This window comes from Microbacterium sp. JZ70, from assembly GCF_053903225.1.
In genome coordinates this window covers 1,707,383-1,726,173 of record NZ_CP096405.1, presented here as the reverse complement: position 1 = coordinate 1,726,173, position 18,791 = coordinate 1,707,383, and the positions used below count along the sequence as shown (strand labels likewise).

The 18,791-nt window shown below is 71.4% G+C and carries 22 protein-coding genes; 5 read left to right on the top strand and 17 right to left on the bottom strand.

What is annotated here, in order from left to right; translation table 11 throughout:
* Positions 1-53 precede the first annotated feature (53 nt).
* The 8 genes from M1D46_RS07835 to infC form a co-directional block, all read right to left on the bottom strand.
* Positions 54-977 (bottom strand): amino acid ABC transporter permease, encoded by a 924-nt coding sequence (locus M1D46_RS07835; RefSeq protein WP_271174272.1) that lies wholly within the window; start codon positions 975-977, stop codon positions 54-56.
* A complete protein-coding gene (locus M1D46_RS07830) occupies positions 974-1,621 on the bottom strand; it encodes an amino acid ABC transporter permease (RefSeq protein ID WP_271174271.1) in 648 nt (215 codons plus the stop codon). Before M1D46_RS07830 ends, M1D46_RS07835 begins: the two co-directional genes overlap by 4 nt.
* Positions 1,622-1,689: 68 nt before the next feature.
* Positions 1,690-2,595 carry a glutamate ABC transporter substrate-binding protein gene (locus M1D46_RS07825; protein WP_271174270.1) on the bottom strand — a complete coding sequence of 302 codons (906 nt, stop codon included), beginning with the start codon at positions 2,593-2,595 and terminating at the stop codon, positions 1,690-1,692.
* A 62-nt stretch (positions 2,596-2,657) separates the two neighbouring features.
* Complete coding sequence (locus tag M1D46_RS07820; protein ID WP_271174269.1) at positions 2,658-3,398, bottom strand: amino acid ABC transporter ATP-binding protein; 741 nt, start codon at positions 3,396-3,398, stop codon at positions 2,658-2,660.
* An 82-nt stretch (positions 3,399-3,480) separates the two neighbouring features.
* Positions 3,481-4,287 (bottom strand): TrmH family RNA methyltransferase, encoded by an 807-nt coding sequence (locus M1D46_RS07815; protein WP_324011932.1) that lies wholly within the window; start codon positions 4,285-4,287, stop codon positions 3,481-3,483.
* Positions 4,288-4,356: 69 nt separating this feature from the next.
* Positions 4,357-4,743, bottom strand: a complete 387-nt coding sequence (gene rplT / locus M1D46_RS07810; protein WP_271174267.1) for a 50S ribosomal protein L20 — start codon at positions 4,741-4,743, stop codon at positions 4,357-4,359.
* A 32-nt stretch (positions 4,744-4,775) separates the two neighbouring features.
* A complete protein-coding gene (gene rpmI, locus M1D46_RS07805) occupies positions 4,776-4,970 on the bottom strand; it encodes a 50S ribosomal protein L35 (protein ID WP_259606271.1) in 195 nt (64 codons plus the stop codon).
* A gap of 75 nt (positions 4,971-5,045) precedes the next feature.
* Positions 5,046-5,609, bottom strand: a complete 564-nt coding sequence (infC, locus tag M1D46_RS07800; protein ID WP_271174266.1) for a translation initiation factor IF-3 — start codon at positions 5,607-5,609, stop codon at positions 5,046-5,048.
* Between the two features lie 280 nt (positions 5,610-5,889).
* On the opposite strand from infC, the gene M1D46_RS07795 reads away from it, so the two are divergent.
* Positions 5,890-6,300, top strand: coding sequence for a DUF1844 domain-containing protein (locus M1D46_RS07795; protein ID WP_271174265.1), 411 nt, complete (start codon positions 5,890-5,892; stop codon positions 6,298-6,300).
* Positions 6,301-6,324: 24 nt separating this feature from the next.
* Here M1D46_RS07795 and M1D46_RS07790 read toward each other — a convergent pair whose 3' ends face one another.
* The 6 genes from M1D46_RS07790 to M1D46_RS07765 form a co-directional block, all read right to left on the bottom strand.
* A complete protein-coding gene (locus M1D46_RS07790) occupies positions 6,325-7,092 on the bottom strand; it encodes an SseB family protein (RefSeq protein ID WP_455968119.1) in 768 nt (255 codons plus the stop codon).
* On the bottom strand, positions 7,076-7,822 hold the full coding sequence (gene priA, locus M1D46_RS07785) for a bifunctional 1-(5-phosphoribosyl)-5-((5-phosphoribosylamino)methylideneamino)imidazole-4-carboxamide isomerase/phosphoribosylanthranilate isomerase PriA (RefSeq protein ID WP_271174263.1): 747 nt from the start codon (positions 7,820-7,822) through the stop codon (positions 7,076-7,078). The genes M1D46_RS07790 and priA overlap by 17 nt, the downstream gene beginning before the upstream one ends.
* A gap of 86 nt (positions 7,823-7,908) precedes the next feature.
* On the bottom strand, positions 7,909-8,559 hold the full coding sequence (gene hisH, locus M1D46_RS07780; RefSeq protein WP_455968120.1) for an imidazole glycerol phosphate synthase subunit HisH: 651 nt from the start codon (positions 8,557-8,559) through the stop codon (positions 7,909-7,911).
* On the bottom strand, positions 8,556-9,155 hold the full coding sequence (gene hisB / locus M1D46_RS07775; RefSeq protein WP_271174261.1) for an imidazoleglycerol-phosphate dehydratase HisB: 600 nt from the start codon (positions 9,153-9,155) through the stop codon (positions 8,556-8,558). The genes hisH and hisB overlap by 4 nt, the downstream gene beginning before the upstream one ends.
* A gap of 43 nt (positions 9,156-9,198) precedes the next feature.
* Positions 9,199-10,278 (bottom strand): histidinol-phosphate transaminase, encoded by a 1,080-nt coding sequence (locus M1D46_RS07770; RefSeq protein ID WP_282980027.1) that lies wholly within the window; start codon positions 10,276-10,278, stop codon positions 9,199-9,201.
* A gap of 27 nt (positions 10,279-10,305) precedes the next feature.
* Positions 10,306-10,659, bottom strand: coding sequence for a LysM peptidoglycan-binding domain-containing protein (locus M1D46_RS07765; protein WP_271174259.1), 354 nt, complete (start codon positions 10,657-10,659; stop codon positions 10,306-10,308).
* A 251-nt stretch (positions 10,660-10,910) separates the two neighbouring features.
* Between M1D46_RS07765 and lexA the strand changes: the two genes are divergently transcribed.
* On the top strand, positions 10,911-11,594 hold the full coding sequence (gene lexA, locus M1D46_RS07760; protein WP_271174258.1) for a transcriptional repressor LexA: 684 nt from the start codon (positions 10,911-10,913) through the stop codon (positions 11,592-11,594).
* A 69-nt stretch (positions 11,595-11,663) separates the two neighbouring features.
* Here lexA and M1D46_RS07755 read toward each other — a convergent pair whose 3' ends face one another.
* Positions 11,664-12,602, bottom strand: a complete 939-nt coding sequence (locus tag M1D46_RS07755) for a methylenetetrahydrofolate reductase (RefSeq protein WP_324011941.1) — start codon at positions 12,600-12,602, stop codon at positions 11,664-11,666.
* Between the two features lie 145 nt (positions 12,603-12,747).
* On the opposite strand from M1D46_RS07755, the gene M1D46_RS07750 reads away from it, so the two are divergent.
* The gene (locus tag M1D46_RS07750; protein WP_456287076.1) at positions 12,748-14,730 is read left to right on the top strand and encodes an alpha/beta hydrolase family protein; all 1,983 of its coding nucleotides are present in this window, start codon (positions 12,748-12,750) and stop codon (positions 14,728-14,730) included.
* A gap of 4 nt (positions 14,731-14,734) precedes the next feature.
* Positions 14,735-15,511: a hypothetical protein gene (locus M1D46_RS07745; protein WP_456287075.1), complete on the top strand. Its 777-nt coding sequence runs from the start codon at positions 14,735-14,737 to the stop codon at positions 15,509-15,511.
* An 18-nt stretch (positions 15,512-15,529) separates the two neighbouring features.
* Here M1D46_RS07745 and hflX read toward each other — a convergent pair whose 3' ends face one another.
* Positions 15,530-17,053, bottom strand: coding sequence for a GTPase HflX (gene hflX / locus M1D46_RS07740; protein ID WP_271174254.1), 1,524 nt, complete (start codon positions 17,051-17,053; stop codon positions 15,530-15,532).
* Between the two features lie 161 nt (positions 17,054-17,214).
* Between hflX and M1D46_RS07735 the strand changes: the two genes are divergently transcribed.
* Positions 17,215-17,853 (top strand): class I SAM-dependent methyltransferase, encoded by a 639-nt coding sequence (locus M1D46_RS07735; RefSeq protein ID WP_271174253.1) that lies wholly within the window; start codon positions 17,215-17,217, stop codon positions 17,851-17,853.
* On the opposite strand, the gene M1D46_RS07730 is transcribed toward M1D46_RS07735, so the two are convergent.
* Positions 17,850-18,743, bottom strand: coding sequence for a LysR family transcriptional regulator ArgP (locus tag M1D46_RS07730; protein ID WP_271174252.1), 894 nt, complete (start codon positions 18,741-18,743; stop codon positions 17,850-17,852). The two genes, M1D46_RS07735 and M1D46_RS07730, sit on opposite strands and share 4 nt — an antisense overlap.
* Positions 18,744-18,791 lie beyond the last annotated feature (48 nt).

Genomic DNA, 18,791 nt, shown 5'->3' with positions numbered 1-18,791 from the left:
ATTCCAGAAGCGGGCCGCGTGCCCGGCGCGACGCCGGCCGACGGGCGCCGTGCTCAGGCCGAGCGGCCGCTCGTGCCCTCGCCGAAGGGGTCAGCGCCCTGCTGCGCGATGACCGACGTGACCGTCGCGTCCTCGTGCTGACGCGGATCGGGCGCGCCGCCGCGGACCTTGGGCGAGCTGCTCATCCGCTTCTCGGTGTACCTCGCGATGCCCGAGAGGATGAGGCAGAGGCCGATGTAGATGGCCGCGACGATGATGGTCGCCGGGACGATCGGCGAGTCGAGCGGCGCTCGCGAGCCGATGAAGCGCGCGAAGAACAGCAGCTCCTCGTACGTGATGATGAAGCCGAGGGCCGTGTCCTTGAGGGTGACGACGAGCTGGGCGATGATCACCGGCATCATCGCGCGGATCGCCTGCGGCAGCAGGATGAGGCGCATCACGCCCGACTTGCCGAGTCCGATCGCGTATCCCGCCTCGCTCTGCCCCTTCGGCAGGGCGAGGACGCCGGCCCGGATGACCTCCGCGAGCACGGAGCCGTTGTACGCGATGAGCGAGATGACGACGACCCAGTAGTTCTCCATCCGGATGCCGACGACCGGCAGCCCGTAGTAGAGGAGGAACATCATGACGAGCACGGGGACCGCGCGCAGGAACTCGGTCACGGTCGCGATGGGCCAGCGGATCCAGGCGTGGTCCGACAGGCGGCCGATCGCGAGGAGGAAGCCGAGGATGAGCGCGCCGACCGCCGCGAGGCCGAACGCGGCGAGCGTCCGCCCCGTGGCCGCTGCGATCTGCGCCCACACCGCGGTGTAGGTGAACGCCTCCCACTTGGACGCCGTGAACTGGCCCGTCGCCGCGAGCCGCCACACGAGCCATCCGATCACGGCCGCGACGAGCACGATCGTGAGGGCGCCGATGATCCGGTTCCGGACGATCGCGCGCGGCCCGGGGACGTCGTAGAGAACGCTTCCGCTCATCGCGACACCGTCCAACGCTTCTCGAGCGCCCGCTGCAGCCACGACAGCAGCATGACGAGCGCGACGAACACCACCATCACCCAGATGATCACGACGAGCTGGTTCTCGCCGCGCTCGCTCATCCAGTCGCGCAGCGACCCGAGGTTGAGCACGGAGAAGCCGGCGGCCACCGTCGTGTTCTTGAGGAGCGCGATGAACACGCTCATCATGGGCGGGATCACCGACCGGAACGCCTGCGGCATCACGACCAGCGTCATGACCTGCCCGAAGCTCAGGCCGATCGCACGGGCCGCCTCGGCCTGCCCCACGGGCACCGTGTTGATGCCCGAGCGGATGGTCTCGGCCACGTAGGTCGCCGTGTAGATCCCGAGGGCGCAGATACCGAGCAGCGTGTAGTCCATCCGCACCCCGAGCAGGGGCGGCAGCGCGAACGAGAACCCGAAGAACACGAGAGTGAGCGGCGTGTTGCGGATCGTGTTCACGTACAGCGTGCCGACCGCCCGGGCGATGGGCACGGGCGAGACGCGCATGGCCCCGACGATGATGCCGAGGACGAGCGCGAGCAGCCCGCCGCCGAAGAAGAGCTTGAGGGTGCCGAGCAGCGCCTCGCCCCACAGGTCGAGGTTGTCGGTGATGACGCCCACGGTTCTCCTTCCAGACGATCAGCGGTCAAGGGTGCGGGCCGGGGACGCCGCCCCCGGCCCGCACGGGATCAGTCGACCTCGGGCTGCTCGGCGACGACGCCGGCCGGCTCGAGGTACTGCTCGTACAGGGCGGTCCACACGTCGTTGCCCTCGGTGAAGAGGGTGTTGATGTGCTCCTGGAGCGCCGTGTCGCCGTCGGCGATGCCGACGCCGTAGCGCTCCTCGCTGAAGGGCTCGCCGGCGAGCTTCAGCTCGTCGGGGCGCTCCTGGACGTAGCCCGCGAGGATCGCCTCGTCGGTCGTGATCGCGTCGACCTGGCCCTGGAGCAGGTTCTCGACGCACTCCGAGTAGGTGCCGCGCTCGACGACCTCGCCGCCGTACTCCTCGCGGATGCGCTGCAGCGGCGTCGAGCCCGTGACCGAGCAGGTGACCTTGTCGACGAGGTCGTCGGGCCCGTTGATCGAGTCGTCGTCGGCTGCCACGAGCAGGCCCTGGCCGGTGATGAAGTACGGCCCGGCGAAGTCGATGAGCTCGTCGCGCGCGTCGGTCATCGAGTAGGTGCCGACGTAGTAGTCGATGTTGCCGTTGATGATCTCCTGCTCGCGGTTCGCGGAGGGGATCGTCTGGAAGTCGATCTGGTCCTCGCTGAATCCGAGCGACGCGGCGATCCAGCGTGCGATGTCGACGTCGAAGCCCGTGCGCTCGCCGCTCACCGGGTCCTCGTAGCCGAGCCCCGGCTGGTCGTTCTTGACGCCGATGACGACCTCGCCGGCCTCCGTCATGCGATCGAAGGTCGGGCTGCCCTCGAGCTGGACGTCGCTCGCGACCTCCCAGAGCGCCTCGTCGCCGCCGTCGCCACCCGCGTCCCCGCCGGTGCCGCCATCACCCGTGGGCGACCCGCTGTTGCAGCCGGCGAGGGCCAGCAGCGCGACGGCCGCGATGCCGACGCCCGCGATGTTCCGGAACTTTCGCATGTGATTTCCTCTCTCGTGGATCAGATCGAGTCGCGTGCGCGTGGCCGCGCGACCCCGGTACGTCACTGGGTGATGAGCTTCGACAGGAAGTCCTTGGCACGGTCCGACCGGGGATTCGTGAAGAACTCCTCGGGCGTCGCCTGCTCGACGATCTGCCCATCCGCCATGAACACGACGCGATTCGCGGCCTTGCGCGCGAATCCCATCTCGTGCGTCACGACGATCATCGTCATGCCCTCGCGTGCGAGGCCGACCATGACGTCGAGCACCTCGTTGATCATCTCGGGGTCGAGCGCGCTCGTCGGCTCGTCGAAGAGCATGACCTTCGGATGCATCGCGAGAGCGCGTGCGATCGCGACGCGCTGCTGCTGGCCGCCCGAGAGCTGGGCGGGAAGCTTCGACGCCTGCTGGCCCACGCCGACGCGGTCGAGCAGCGCCCTGGCCTCCTTCTCGGCGTCGGCCTTCTTCATGCCGCGGACCCGGATCGGGCCGAGGGTCACGTTCTCGAGGATCGTGAGGTGCGAGAAGAGGTTGAACGACTGGAACACCATGCCGACCTCGGCGCGGAGATTCGCGAGCGCCTTGCCCTCCTTGGGCAGCTCCTTGCCGTCGATCGTGATCGTGCCGCTCGTGATCGTCTCGAGGCGGTTGATCGTGCGGCACAGCGTCGACTTGCCCGAGCCGGACGGCCCGATGACGACGACGACCTCGCCCTTGTCGACGGTGAGGTCGATGTCCTTCAGGGCGTGGAAATCTCCGTAGTGCTTCTGCACGTCCTTGATGACGACGAGGGGCTCAGCCATGGGCCCACCCTAGGCGCACTCTGAGCATCGGCTGAACACCGACGCGGGAGCCTTTACCGAGTTGTAACGGGTCGACGGCGGCTCAGCCGGCCGCGCGCTGCGCGAACGCGGTCTCGTAGAGGCACACGCTCGCGGCGGTCGCGAGGTTGAGCGACTCGGCCTTCCCGTAGATCGGGAGGCGCAGCGCGCCGTCGGCGAGGGCGAGCGCCTCGTCGGCGAGCCCGCGCGCCTCGTTCCCGAACAGCCATCCCATCGGGCGAGCGAGCGCGCCGCTCTCCCGCGCCGCGAGGAGGTCGTCGCCCTTCACGTCGGCCGCGAGGACAGCGAGTCCCGCGCCCTTCGCGCGCGTGATGACGTCCTCGAGCTCCGCGCCGACCGCGACCGGCACGTGGAAGAGCGACCCGGTGGTCGAGCGGACGACCTTGGGGTTGTACGGGTCGACCGTGCGGCCCGTGAGGATCACGGCGTCCGCGCCCGCGGCATCGGCCGCCCGGATGATCGTGCCCAGGTTGCCCGGATCGCGCACCTCCTCGCAGATCGCGATGAGGCGCGGCTCTGCCGCGAACACGTCCTTCAGCGCCGTGGGGTTCTGCTTCGCCACCGCGACGAACCCCTGCGGCGTGACCGTGTCGGCCATCGACTCGAGGACGGGCTCGGTGACGAACTCGATGTCGACGCCCTCGTCGATCAGCTGAGCACGGAGGTCGGCGTGCTTCTCGAGCGCCGTCGGCGTCGCGAAGAGCTCGACGATCACGTCGGGGCGGTAGGTCACCGCCTCGCGCACGGCCTGCGGCCCCTCCAGGAGGAACAGCCCCGTCTCCTTGCGCGCGACGCGCCTCGCCAGCTTCGCTACGGCCCGCACACGCGGCGACCGGGGATTCTCCAGCACATGTCAAGTCTAGGGACATGACAAGAGGGCGCCCCTCACGGGACGCCCTCTTGCGGAGATCGTGTCAGATCACGCAGCCGACTTCGGCGCGTTCACGTCGCCCGGCAGCGCCTTCTTGGCGACGTCGACGAGCGCGGCGAACGTGGCGGGCTCGTTCACGGCGAGCTCGGCCAGCATGCGGCGGTCCACCTCGACACCCGCGAGGCCGAGGCCCTGGATGAGGCGGTTGTAGGTGAGGCCGTTGGCGCGGCTCGCAGCGTTGATGCGCTGGATCCACAGGCGACGGAAGTCGCCCTTGCGCTGGCGGCGGTCACGGTACGCGTAGACGAGCGAGTGGGTGACCTGCTCCTTCGCCTTCCGGTACAGACGCGAACGCTGTCCGCGGTAGCCCGAGGCGCGCTCGAGGATGACGCGACGCTTCTTCTGCGCATTGACTGCGCGCTTGACTCTAGCCATTCTTCATACTTCCTAACGAACGTGCGTCGCGGTCAGCGACCGAGGAGCTTCTTGACGACCTTGAGGTCGTTGCCAGAGATGACCTGGTCCTGGTTCAGGCGGCGGGTGCGGCGGCTCGACTTGTGCTCGAGGTTGTGACGCATGTTCGCCTGCTGCTTCTTGATCTTGCCGCTGCCGGTGATCTTGAAGCGCTTCTTGCTGCCCGAGTGGGTCTTCTGCTTCGGCATCTTCTTCTTTTCCTTACGTCTGCGCCCCACGGGGCGACGTTGTGTGCAACCCGCCGCGGCGGGAAGTTCTCGGGACTACTCCCCGGCGGGAGCGGCCTTGGCCTCGCGCTGCGCCTGCTTGTTGGCTGCGCGGGCGGCGTTCTGCTCGGCCTTCGCCTCCGACTTGTTCTTGTGCGGAGCGATCACCATCACCATGTTGCGGCCGTCGATCGTCGGGCGCGACTCCACGGAGCCGAACTCCGAGACGTCCTCGGCGAACTTCTGCAGCAGGCGCACGCCCTGATCGGGACGCGACTGCTCGCGTCCGCGGAACAGGATCATCGCCTTGACCTTGTCGCCGGCCTGCAGGAAGCCCTCGGCACGCTTGCGCTTGGTGTCGTAGTCGTGCTGGTCGATCTTCAGGCGGAAGCGGACCTCCTTGAGGACCGTGTTCGCCTGGTTGCGGCGTGCTTCCTTGGCCTTCTGGGCGGCCTCGTACTTGAACTTCCCGTAGTCCATGATCTTGACCACGGGAGGACGAGAGTTGGGGGCCACCTCGACGAGGTCGAGGTCTGCCTCCTGCGCCAGGCGCAGAGCCACCTCGATACGGACGACGCCGATCTGCTCGCCTGCCGGGCCGACGAGTCGGACCTCTGGCACGCGGATGCGCTCGTTGGTGCGGGGATCGCTGATGCGGAACTCCTTGGGTGCGAGATTCGAGCCTCCGCAGCTGCGAGGGTCGCGGCTGCGGGCGGGAGAGTCTTCAGCATCCACCCGAGCACGACGACACGCATCGGCTCGACACCCTGATCGACTCGCGCAGACGCGAGCGGAGTGTGCATGACCCGGTAGCCTGGAACGGCAAGCGCGGGTGGGAACTGAATCCTCTTTCGTCCGGAGAGCACTCCGGAGCCCGCAGAAGTCTAACAGAGAGCGGACCATGAGCGCCATTCCCGCGGACAACTCCCCCTTCGACCCCGAGCGCCACGCGCGATGGGAGGAGCAGGAGCAGGCGTCGGCGGCGACAGACGCCGTCCGCGACATCGCCGACGTCGCGGCCGTCGAGGTCATCGCCTCCGGCTGCGTGCACCTCATGAGCGCCGCCGCCGTCAAGCTCGGTCTCGCCGACTCGCCGGACGCCGACGACCTCGTCGATCTCGACGAGGCGCGCAAGCTCATCAACGCCCTCGCCGGACTCGTCACGGCCGCGGCGCCCGAGATCAGCGACATGCACGCGCGGCCGATCCGGGATGGCCTGCGCTCGCTTCAGCTGCGCTTCCGCGAGCTGTCGACGATCCCCGACGCCCCCGGCAAGGGGCCGGGCGAGAAGTGGACGGGGCCGGTCGTCTGACGCCCGACGCGGCGGCCCCACGTCTCAGGCGGCGTCGAGTTTGACCTGGAGCGAGTCGACGAGCACGGCGATCCGGTCGTCGGCGGCCCAGCGGCGCGCGAGACGCTGGAGGACGGCGTCGAGCTCGGACCGGTCGAGGCCCGCGATGAGCTTCAGGCGCACGATGAGCTCCGGGCCGGCGAGCCGCGCGCCCGGATCCCCTGCCTCCACGCCGACATCGACGACGGCGAGCTCCCCCGCCACGCTGTCCTGCAGTCCGAGGAAGACGTCGGGATTGGCCGGCGCGGGCTCCCACCCCTGATCCTGCGCGATCGCCCACACGGCAGGGCGGCGCACGACGAACTCGGTCGGGCTCGTCGGGTCGAGCACGATGAGGTCGGTGTCCTCGCCCGCCGCCGAGAGCGCAGCGCGCGTGCCCGCAACCGGGATCGGCCGCGCCTTCGGGTCCCACGCGGACATGGTGTCGACGCAGGAGAAGAGCGGAAGCACCTTGCGCCCGTCTGGCGCGGCCACCGTCACGATCGAGAGCTCCTGGGTCTTGTCGACCGTGAGGCCGTTCGGCCCGACGCCCTCGTCGCCCTTCTCCGCGACGAGCGGCACGAGCACGCGCGCCGTCCGCAGGGCGTCGACGACCGCGCGCTGAGAGCCGGACCCGGCACGGAACGACGTCAGCGCCTCCCACAGGGCGGGGTCGGCTGAGCCGTCGTCGCCTGCGGCCGGGTTCGGCTGGAACCGGCGGCCCTCCCAGGGGACGCCGGCGGAGTCGGCGGAGTTGTCAGTACCCCGCGACATCCAGTGCCTCGGCGAGCGTGAACGCACCGGCGTAGAGCGCCTTGCCCACGATCGCCCCTTCGACGCCGAGCGGCACGAGCTCGCGCAGCGCGACGATGTCGTCGAGGCTCGACACGCCACCCGAGGCGACGATCGGCTTGGGCGTGCGCTGCGCCATCTCGCGGAGCAGCTCGATGTTGGGGCCGCGCAGCGTGCCGTCCTTGGTGACGTCCGTGACGACGTAGCGGCTGCAGCCGGCCTCCTCGAGGCGGTCGAGCACCTCCCAGAGGTCGCCGCCGTCCTGGGTCCAGCCGCGCGCGGCCAGCGTCGTCCCGCGCACGTCGAGGCCGACCGCGATCGCCTCGCCGTAGCGGCTGATCACGGAGGCCGTCCACTCGGGGTTCTCGAGGGCCGCCGTGCCGAGGTTGATGCGCTGGGCGCCGCTCTCGAGCGCAGCCTCGAGCGAGGCGTCGTCCCGGATGCCACCGGACAGCTCGACGTTGACGCCGCGCATGTGCTTGATCACCTTGCGCAGGATGCCGGCGTTGCTGCCGCGGCCGAACGCGGCGTCGAGGTCGACGAGGTGGATCCAGTCCGCCCCCTGGCTCTTCCAGTTCTCCGCGGCCTCGATGGGGTCGCCGTAGCTCGTCTCCGAACCGGCCTCGCCCTGCGTCAGGCGGACGGCCTTGCCGTCCGCGACGTCGACGGCAGGGAGGAGGGTGAGAGCGGGAGTGGATGCGAAATCGTTCATGTCACCTCGTGCTCGCAGGCATCTCCTGCCGACGCACGAGTCAAGAGACTAGACCCGTGCCGCCCCCGACTCCAAGTCGACGCGGCTCAGCCTGCGCGACGCAGCCCGTCGACCCAGTTGCGGAGCAGGCGGATGCCCGCCTCGCCCGACTTCTCGGGGTGGAACTGCGTCGCGCTGAGCGGTCCGTTCTCGACCGCGGCGAGGAACCGGCCGCCATGCGTCGCCCACGTCAGGACGGGCTGCGGGAAGGGCGGATCGACCTCGAGCTCCCACTGCTGCGCGGCGTAGGAGTGCACGAAGTAGAACCGCTCGGACTCGAGCCCCTGGAAGAGGCGCGAGCGCTCCCCCGCCTCGACGGTGTTCCAGCCCATGTGCGGCACGACCGGGGCGTCGAGCTCGGTCACGGTCCCCGGCCACTCCGCGAGGCCCTCCGTCTCGACCCCGCGCTCGATGCCGCGGGCGAAGAGCACCTGCATGCCGACGCAGATCCCGAGGACGGGGCGCCCTCCCGCGAGGCGGCGCTCGATGAGCTCGCCGCCACGGATCGCGTTCAGCTGCTCCATGACCGCCTGGAACGCGCCGACGCCGGGCACGAGCAGCCCGTCGGCCGCGAGCACCGCCTCGCGGTCGCGCGTCAGCTCGACGTCGGCGCCTGCGGCCTCGAGCGCCTTGACGGCGGAGTGCACGTTGCCCGACCCGTAGTCGAGCACCGCGACGGTCGGTCGCTCGCCGCTCACAGCGCGCCCTTGGTCGAGGGGATGCCCTCGACGAGCGGATCGAGGGCCTTGGCCTGACGGAACGCGCGCGCGAAGGCCTTGTACTCCGCTTCGGCGATGTGGTGCGGGTCGCGGCCGTTCAGCACGCGGACGTGCACGGTCAGGCCCGCGTTGAACGCGAGGGCCTCGAACGTGTGGCGCACGAGCGAGCCCGTGAAGTGGCCGCCGATGAGGTGCTGCTCGAAGCCCGCCGGCTCCCCCGTGTGCACGAGGTAGGGACGCCCCGAGATGTCGACGACGGCCTGAGCCAGCGCCTCGTCGAGCGGGACGAGGGCGTCGCCGTAGCGCGAGATCCCGGCCTTGTCGCCCAGCGCCTCGCGGATGGCCTGCCCGAGCACGATCGCCGTGTCCTCGACCGTGTGGTGCGCGTCGATGTGGGTGTCGCCGGTCGCCTTCACGGTGAGATCGGTGAGCGAGTGCTTCGCGAACGCCGTGAGCATGTGGTCGAAGAACGGCACGCTCGTGTCGATGCTGCTCCTGCCCGTTCCGTCGAGGTCGAGCTCGAGCTCGATGCTCGACTCGCTCGTGGAACGGGTGCGGCGCGCGGTACGGGTCATGCTCCGATTCTACCGGCGCGACCCGACCGGGCTCCTCGCGCGCTCAGCGGCCGATCTCGGCGAGCGCGTCGAGGAAGGCGCTCGTCTCGTCCTCGGTCCCCGCGGTCACCCGGAGGTGTCCGGGGATGCCGATGTCGCGGATGAGCACGCCGCGGTCGTAGAGCGCCTGCCAGGTCGCGTGCGGATCCTCCACGCCGCCGAACAGGACGAAGTTCGACCACGTCGGGTACACGGTGTAGCCGAGCGCCTCGAGCGTGGCCGAGATCCGGTCGCGCTGCTCGACGATCTCGTCGACCATCGCGAGCATCGTGTCGGCGTGACGCAGGGCCGCGGAGGCCGCCGCCTGCGTGAGCGCGCTGAGGTGGTACGGGAGGCGGACGAGGCGGAGGGCGTCGACGACCGCGGGGTCCGCGGCGAGGTAGCCGACGCGCGCGCCCGCGAACGCGAACGCCTTGCTCATGGTGCGCGAGACGACGAGCCGGGGCCGCCCGGGCAGCAGCTGGAGCGCCGAGGGCACGTCGCGCGGCGCGAACTCGCGGTACGCCTCGTCGACGATGACGATGCCGTCGGTCGCGTCGTAGACGGCTTCCACGACGTCATTCTCGAGCGGCGTCCCCGTCGGGTTGTTCGGTGCGCACAGGAACACGACGTCGGGCCGGGCCTCCGCGACCTGCGCGGCCGCGCTCTCGGGCGTGAGGGAGAAGTTCGCCCCCCGCTCCCCCGAGACGAACGTCGCGCCGACGCCGCGCGTCAGCAGCGTGTACATCGAGTAGGTGGGGGCGAAGCCGAACGCCGTCCGCCCCGGTCCGGCGAACGCCTGGAGGAGGTGCTGCAGCACTTCGTTCGAGCCGTTCGCGGCCCAGATCTGCTCGGGCTCGAGCCCGTGCCCGAGGTACTCCGCGAACCCCTCGCGGAGCGCCGTGAACTCGCGATCCGGGTAGCGGTTCACATCCCGCAGCGCGAGGGCCACCGAATCCGCGATGTCGTCGGCGACCTCGTCGGGGATCGGGTGCGTGTTCTCGTTGACGTTCAGCGCGACGGGCAGCGGCGCCTGCGGAGCGCCGTAGGGCTGCTGTCCGCGGAGGTCGTCGCGCAGGGGGAGGTCATCGAGAGAGACGGTCACCCGTCCATGCTAGAGCGCGCGACGGACTCACTCGCCCGTCGAGTAGGCGGCGGGGATGGCGATCTCCTGCCCCGCGGCGATGTCGCTCCCCGGGAGCTGGTTGAGGTGCAGGATCTCGTCGACGACGTCGCGCGGGTCCGCCTCGGGGGCGACCGCCTGCGCGATGTCCCACAGGGTGTCGCCCGCCATGACCGTGACGGTGTCGAAGGTGCCGGCAGGCGCACTGTCCTCGCGTGAGGCGAGGGCCGCGCCGCCGCTGAGCACCCCGAATCCGATCGCCGCGACGAGCGGAGCCGCGGCGAGCGCGGCGAGGACCCGGCGGCCGCGCACCGTGAGGCGGAGGCGGGTCGAGCGTGCCGGAGCGGAGCTGGTCGTGCGCATGGCGGTTCCTTCCTGTAGATCACTTCGAGTCCGTCTGCTCGGCCGGGAGAGACGGACCCGAAGTGATGTTCCGAACCTATCTTCGATGTGGTCGCGGTGTCAAGAACTCTCTTCGAACGGGTTTCGCGACTTCTGCGAGACACGCTCGAACAAATCTCCCGGAATCCCGTCGAGATCCGCTAGCGTCGTCCTGACGGGACCACCACATCACGCACCTCCGACATTCGAGCGGGGCAGCGAAGGAGCACGACATGACGGATGCGGGCACGCGCGAGGAGAAGCCGCGCACGCGGCGGCGCAAGAACCTGAGCGACAAGCAGCTGGCCATCCTCGAGGTCATCCAGCGCTCCATCCAGCACAACGGCTATCCGCCGAGCATGCGCGAGATCGGCGACGCGGTCGGACTGAAGTCGCTCTCGAGCGTGACGCATCAGCTCGGGCAGCTCGAGCTGAGCGGCTACCTGCGTCGCGACCCCGGGAAGACCCGCGCGATGGAGGTGCTCATCGATCTCCCGGGCTCGGCGGCCGAGAACCCGGCCGACTCGGGCCCCGCGGTCGGCGACGCCGCTCTCGTGCCGCTGGTCGGCCGCATCGCCGCCGGCGTCCCGATCACGGCCGAGCAGCAGGTCGAGGAGATCTTCCCCCTCCCCCGACAGCTCGTCGGCAAGGGCGAGCTCTTCATGCTCAAGGTCAGCGGCGAGTCGATGATCGACGCGGCGATCTGCGACGGCGACTGGGTCGTCATCCGGTCGCAGGGCACGGCGGAGAACGGAGACATCGTCGCGGCCATGGTCGACGGCGAGGCGACCGTCAAGACGTTCCGTCAGCGCGACGGCCACACCTGGCTCCTCCCGCGCAACTCGGCGTTCGAGCCGATCCTCGCCGACGACGCTGTGGTCCTCGGCAAGGTCGTCGCCATCCTGCGCGCGGTCTGACGGCGCACATGAGGAGGGCGGGAGCCGGTCGGCTCCCGCCCTCCTCGTGTGCCGGGAGCGAACCGGCGGTCAGGAAGCCGCGGTCTCGCGCAGCGCGACCCCGGCTTCGCGCAGCACCGCGAGCACGGTCTCGTGCTCGTTGAAGGCGTAGAGGTGGATACCCGGGGCCCCGCCGGCGAGCACCTCGCGCGCGAGGTCCGCCGCGTAGGCGATGCCGATCTCCCTGCGGCCCTCGGGGGTCGGCTCGACCTCGAGCGCGATCGACAGCTCCGACGGCAGGGGCTCGCCCGTGAGCTCGAGCATGCGCGCGAGCTTGGCGGGAGAGGTCACGGGCATGATGCCGGGGAGGATCGGGATGGTCACGCCCGCGGCCCGGGCGCGATCGACGAAGCGCAGGTAGTCGTCGGCATGGAAGAAGAGCTGGGTGATCGCCGCCTCGGCGCCGGCCGCCTGCTTCGCGAGGAGCGCATCGAGGTGCTCGAGCGGATGGCGCGAGCGCGGATGCCCGTTGGGGAAGGCCGCGACGAGCGTGCGCGCACGCGGGGCGCGGTCCACCCGCACCGCCTCGGGAACGCCCGGGATCGTCGTCTCGCCGTAGGGAGCGCGCTCGGCCTGCACGCGGTGGATGAGCTGGACCAGCTCGGCCGAGGTCCGCAGGTCGCCCAGGAACGCGTCGTCCTCGTCCTTCCCGGCGGGCGGGTCTCCGCGGATGGCGAGGAAGCTGAGGATGCCTGCGTCGAGGAACTCGCGGATGAGGGCGCTCGCCGTCGCGTAGTCGTTGCCGACGCACGTGAGGTGAGCGAGCGGCTCGACGTCCGTGTTCTCGCGGATCCACCGCAGCACGCGCAGCGACGCACCGCCCGTGGAGCCGCCCGCGCCGTACGTGACGGAGAGAAAGTCCGGGCCTGCTGCGGCCAGGCGGCGGATGGTCTCCTCGAGAGCCGCGGTGCGCGCGGGCGTGCGCGGCGGGTACAGCTCGAACGAGAACGGCGTGGCCGACGTCGCCATGTCCCTCCTCCGTGCTCTCCGGTCGCCGCGGCGATCCCCTGCCGCCGCATCCGGCCTCTCCTCTCCCGACCGTAGTCGCCCGCGCGCGGGCGCGGGAGCATCTGTGACGCTCCGTGTCGGAACGTCGCCGGTTACCGTGGAGGACATGACGCAGATGCTCCCGTTCGGCTCGTGGCCGTCGCCCATCGCGGCGTCCGACATCGCGGGGAACTCCCCGCGCCTCGGCGACGCGCGGTTCGTAGGCGGCGACGTCTGGTGGGCCGAGGGCGTCGCGGCCGAGCGGGGGCGCACAGCGGTGCTGCGGGCGAGCGACGGCGCGAGCGTTCTTCCCGCGCCCTGGAGCGCGCGGTCTCGCGTCCACGAGTACGGAGGCGGCGCGTGGACCGCGGCCGACGACGGCGCGCTCCTCTTCGTCGAGCAGTCGGATCAGCGCGTGTACCTGCGCACGGCCGATGCGGAGCCCATCCCGCTCACGCCCGCGGGCACCGGCATGGCGTTCGGCGACCTCGTCCTCGCGGAGGGCCGGCTGTGGGCGGTCCGCGAGACGCAGGGCGCCACGGGGGCTCCCCGTCGCGACATCGTCGTCATCCCGCTCGACGGCAGCGCGGCGGAGGACGCGTCCGGGATCGTGAGCGTCGTCGCAGGGAGCGACTTCGTCGCCTACCCCGCACCGCGCGCTGGCCGGCTCGCGTGGATCGCGTGGGACCATCCGGACATGCCGTGGGATGCCGCGGAGCTGCGCGTCGGGCGCATCGAATCGGATGGGCGCGTGCGCCGCTGGACAACACTCGCCGGCGGGCGCGGCGTCGCGGACGGGCAGGATGTGTCGGCGCTGCAGCCCGAATGGGCGGCGGACGATGAGCTCCTCTTCGTCGCGGACCCTCCTGCCGCGCCCGGCGGCCCTGCCCGATGGAACCTCCGCCGCGCCCGGCTCGACGCGGCCGGAGGCGCCGTCGTGGAGCCGCTCCTGCCTGCCGACGCCGACACGGGCGGGCCGCTCTGGAATCTCGGCACCCGCTGGTACGCGCGGCTCGAGGACGGTCGGATCGCCGCGGTGCAGACGAACGGACGCGACCGGCTCGTGCTCGTCGATCCCGGAACGCGGGCGGTGACGGAGCTCGAGACGCCGCTCGGGCAGATGCTCGTCAAGGACGTCGCCGGCGCGCGGCTGCTGCTGTCGGGCGCCGGTCCGCGGACGCCGGGCGGCATCTGGCTCCTCGACGTCGACGGGCGGACGTTCGCGCCGGTGCGCGGCGGGGAGACCGACCTCGACCCGGCGTGGATGCCCGAGGCGCTGCCGCTGTCGTTCCCCGGACCGCGAGGGGATGTGCACGCCTTCGCGTATCCGCCGACGAACCCGCTCGCGACGGGCCCCGAGGGCGACCTGCCGCCGTATCTCGTGCTCGTGCACGGCGGCCCGACCGCGCACGTCTCGGGCGACCTCTCCCTCGCGGTCGCGTACTTCACGAGCCGGGGCATCGGCGTGCTCGATGTCAACTACGGCGGATCGACCGGCTACGGGCGCGCGTACCGCGAGCGCCTCAAGGGCGGATGGGGCGTGGTCGACGTCGAGGACGTCGCGGCCGCCGCGCGCGGCATCGCCGAAGCCGGCATCGCCGACCCCGCGCGCCTCGCGGTGCGCGGAGGATCCGCGGGCGGATGGACCGTGCTGTGCGCGATCGCCGACACCGACGTGTTCTCGGCCGGGATCAGCCGCTACGGCGTCGCCGACCTGCGGATGCTCGTCGCCGAGACGCACGATTTCGAGGCGCGCTACATCGACGGCCTCGTCGGCCCGCTCCCCGAGGCGGAGGAGCTGTACGCGAGGCGATCGCCGCTGTCTCGCCCCGAAGCGCTCCGCACGCCCCTCCTCATCCTCCAGGGCGCGGACGACCCGGTCGTGCCGCCCTCGCAGTCCGAGGCGCTGCGCGACGCGCTCGCGGCGAACGGGGTCCCGCACGCCTACCTGCTGTTCGAGGGCGAGGCGCACGGGTTCCGCGGGCGCGAGGCGATCATCCGCTCGTTCGAGGCCGAGGTCGCGTTCCTCGGCGCCGTCCTCGGGTTCGAGACGCCCGGCGTGCCGCCCCTCGAGATCGAGGGCCTGTCCGACCCGCGGGGTACGGTCTGACGCGATGGAACTGACAGCGCTCGTGCTCGCCGCGACCGGCGGCGCCGACCTCATCCGCGCGGCAGCGCCGGGCGCGCGCCTGCGCACGGCGGGCGTGTCTGCCGTGCTCGTCGTCTGCGCGCTCGCCGGCGCGGCGCTCGGCGCCGATCCGCTCGCTTCGCTCGTCCTGGCGCTGGGCCCGGTCGTCGCCGCGCTCGGCTGGCTCGCGACCATGCGCGCCGACGACTCTCCGCTCGGCTTCCTCCCGGTCGTGCTCCTGGGCGGCATCGCCCTGACGGCGATCGTCGTCCCGCCGCCCGCGGTCGCCATCCGCGTCGAGTGGGGGCAGGGCGAGGGCCTTCCCCTGTCGCTCGTCCTCCTCGCGGCCGGCGGCGCCCTGTTCCTGCTCGAGTCGGCGAACCGGGTCGTCCGCACCGCGCTGCGCACGGAGGACGTCCCCGCGGACGGCGACGTCGCCCCGTCGCGGCGGCGGCGCCTCTTCGGCCAGCGCGGCGAGCGCGACGCGGCGGCGCCCGACCCGCAGGACGTGCACACGCTCCGCGGCGGACGCCTCATCGGACCGCTCGAGCGGATCGTCGTCGGCGGCCTCCTGCTCGCGCACGCCTACCCGGTCGTCGCCGCGCTCATCGCGGCCAAGGGAATCGTGCGCTTCCCCGAGATCTCCCGCGACCGCGAGCGCGGCACGCAGGCGGAGTACTTCCTCGTCGGGAGCATGGTGAGCTGGGCGCAGGCGCTCGCGATCACCGCCCTCGTGTGGCTGGGGTCCGCCGCGCTCGGCTGAGCGAGGCGGACCCCGCGCTCACCCCGCGCTCGAGAAGCGCTCGAGCTCGGCGGCGAGACGCGGCGACACGCGCGCATGGACTCGCGTGCCCCCGGACTCGTGCTCCTGCTCGAGGAAGAGGCCGGTCTCGTGGATGGCCGAGATGAGATCGCCGCGGTCGTAGGGAACGAGGGCGCGCACCTCCACGGCGGGAACGGGGAGCGCCGCCTCCACGACGGCGCGGAGCTCCTCGATGCCCTCGCCCGTGCGGGACGAGACGAACACGGCGTCGGGCTCGAGGCCGCGCAGCACGAGCCGCGCGTCCTCATCGATGAGATCGGCCTTGTTGAACACGATGATCTCGCGGATGTCGCGCGCGCCGACATCCGCCATCACGTCGCGGACGGTCGCGATCTGGCCGGCCGGATCCGGGTGGTGCGCGTCGACGACGTGCACGATGACGTCGGCGTCGGCGACCTCCTCGAGCGTCGAGCGGAACGCCTCGACGAGCTGGTGCGGCAGGTTGCGCACGAACCCGACCGTGTCGGCGAACGTGAACACGCGCCCGTCGGATGTCTCGGTGCGCCGCACGGTCGCGTCGAGCGTCGCGAAGAGCGCGTTCTCGACGAGCACCCCCGCGCTCGTGAGGCGGTTCAGCAGCGACGACTTGCCCGCGTTGGTGTAGCCGGCGATCGCGACCGACGGGACGGTGTGCCGCTTGCGCTCGGAGCGCTTGGCGTCGCGCGCGGGCGCGAAATCCCTGATCTGCTTGCGCAGCTGCGCCATGCGGGTGCGGATGCGGCGGCGATCGAGCTCGATCTTCGTCTCACCCGGTCCGCGCGAGCCCATGCCCGCTCCGCCCGCGCCGACCTGTCCGCCCGCCTGGCGGCTCATCGACTCGCCCCAGCCGCGCAGACGCGGCAGGAGGTACTCGAGCTGAGCGAGCTCGACCTGGGCCTTGCCCTCTCGGGTCTTCGCGTGCTGGGCGAAGATGTCGAGGATGACGGCGGTCCGGTCGATCACCTTGACCTTGATGACGTCCTCGAGCGCGCGGCGCTGGCTCGGGGCGAGCTCGGCGTCGGCGATCACGGTGTCGGCGCCGGCGGACATCACGATGTCCTTGAGCTCCTCCGCCTTGCCGCGCCCGATGTAGGTCGCGGGGTCGGGATGCGGGCGGCGCTGCAGGACGCCGTCGAGCACGGTCGAGCCCGCCGTCTCGGCGAGCGCGGCGAGCTCCCGCAGGGAGTTCTCGGCGTCGACGAGCGAGCCCTGCGCGTACACGCCCACGAGGACGACGTTCTCGAGACGCAGCTGGCGGTACTCGACCTCCGTGACGTCCTCGAGCTCGGTGGACAGACCGGCGACGCGTCGGAGCGCGTGGCGCGCCTCGAGGTCCCACTGGTCGCCGTCGGTCGTCGACCCGGCCGCGGTTCCCGCATCCTGCAGCGCCTGCGCTGCTCCGAAGATGCGGACGCCCGAGCGCGCCTCCGCGTGCGAGAGCACGCGATCGACCGGGTCCGTCGTCGGATCGGTCTGCACGTCGGGATGGAAGGTGTCGGTCAAAGGGTGCCTTTCGTGGTGGTGTGCGCTCCGCGGGCCCGGGCCGGCGTGCGTCCGGGTGCGATGAGCCCTACAGGATACCGCGCGCGGGGATCGCGGGACAGGCGGTTGCGGGAACGAGGGTGTTGCGTGCGACCCGGATGCCTCCGGTAATCTCGAGGATCATGGGGGACCACTACTTCAGCGCGCATCCCTCCGCCCCCGAGCAGCTCCGTCGCATCCGCGTGTCCCTCGCCGACCGCGACGTCGAGGTGACGACCGCGGGCGGGGTCTTCAGCCCGGATCACGTCGACAGCGGCACCCGCGTGCTGCTGTCGAACACCCCTGAGCCTCCCGCCGGTGGCGACTTCCTCGACCTCGGCGCCGGCTGGGGCCCGATCTCCCTGTCGCTGGCCATGCTCTCTCCGCGCGCTCGGATCTGGGCGGTCGACGTCAACGAGCGCGCGCTCGATCTCGTCCGTCGCAATGCCGATGAGCTCGGCCTCGACAATGTCAACGCGGTGCTGCCCGAGGATGTTCCCGACGGGATCTCGTTCCGCACGATCTGGTCGAACCCGCCCATCCGGGTCGGCAAGGCCGTGCTGCACGAGCTCATGGAGACGTGGCTCCCCCGACTCGCCGAGCGCAGCGATGCCTACCTCGTCGTGCAGCGCAACCTGGGCTCCGACTCCCTGCACCGCTGGCTCGACGCCGCTCTCGACGACCGCTTCAGCGTCCACCGCCACGCGACGGCCAAGGGCTTCCGCGTGCTCAAGGTGCGCCGACACGGCAGCCCGGCGACCGGAGCCGTCGAGATCGCCTAGCCGCGCTCAGGCGGCAGCGCGGCGCGCGCGGCCGTGACGACCGCCTCGCGGATGGCCGTGAGCAGCGGCGACCGCAGGTTCCACTGCTGCCAGTAGAGCGGGACGCGCAGGCGCGGCTCGCCCAGCTTCACGAGCAGTCCCGTCTCGATGCCCGGCTTCGCCTGCAGCGGAGGGAGCATCCCCCATCCGAAGCCCAGCCGCACGGCGGCGGCGTAGTCCTCGGATGCCGGGACGTAGTGGCGGGGCGGCCGCGACGGGTCGACGCCGCGCTCGCGCAGCCAGGCCGACTGCACGTCGTCGGCGCGGTCGAAGTCGATCAGCGGCGCGCCCGCGAGTGCGCTCGCCGTGACGCCGTCGGGGAGCCACCGAGCGACGTAGCCCGGCGTCGCGACGGCGTCGTAGATCGTGTCGCCCAGGGCGGTGACCGTGCACCCCGCGATCGGCTCGCGCTGCGACGTGACCGCGGCCATGACGGTTCCGGCCTCGAGCAGCGCGGCCGTGCGGTCCTCGTCCTCGCGGCGCAGCTCGAAGGCGACGTCGTGCGTGCGCGTCACCGGCTCCAGCCCCGGCAGCAGCCACGTCGCGAGCGAGTCGGCGTTCACCGCGATCGGCACGCTCATCCGTCCGGGCCCCTCGAGCCCGAGCGCGACGCTCGCATCGTGCGCAAGCAGCCCGTACTGCCGCGCGAGGCGCACGACGACCGCGCCCGCCTCCGTGGCGCGGGCGGGCTTGGAGCGGACGATGAGCACGCGTCCGAGCTGCGCCTCGAGCGACCGCAGCCGCTGGCTGACCGCCGACGGAGTGATCCGCAGCGCGCGAGCGGCGCCCTCGAGGCTCCCCTCATCGACGATCGCGGAGACAGTGCCGGCGAGTTCGGGCGAGATCTGCATAAGCAGAGCTTAACGAGCGTGAGAATCGTTAGATCCGCTTTTCACTTC